The organism is Streptococcus sp. AM43-2AT (assembly GCF_003603405.1).
GTDB lineage: Bacteria > Bacillota > Bacilli > Lactobacillales > Streptococcaceae > Streptococcus > Streptococcus ilei.
Map to the genome: position 1 here is coordinate 1 of NZ_QTND01000001.1, position 344 is coordinate 344.

Consider the following 344-nt stretch of genomic DNA (forward strand, 5'->3'; position numbering starts at 1 on the left):
GTTGTAGACAACCGTCCACAAGAGATTGAATTCGAAGGTAAGACTTACGAATTGGTACCAGCTGGTAACTACACAGTTGGTGAAGTTGATAAAGATGGTCACTTGAAGTCAACAGACCCTACTACAGGTAAAGTAATTGAAGGCGATAAGAATGTCACTTATGTTTACAAACTGAAGGAAACTCCAGACAAACCTGTAGAACCAACTCCAGACAAGCCTGTAGAACCAACTCCAGACAAGCCTGTAGAACCAACTCCAGATAAGCCTGTAGAGCCAACTCCAGACAAGCCTGTAGAACCAACTCCAGACAAGCCTGTAGAGCCAACTCCAGATAAGCCTGTAGA

Annotated in this window: 1 pseudogene; it reads left to right on the plus strand. The window is 44.2% G+C overall.

What is annotated here, in order from left to right:
• Nucleotides 1–344 (plus strand): annotated as a pseudogene (locus DW930_RS10505) (muramidase); the annotation flags it as partial.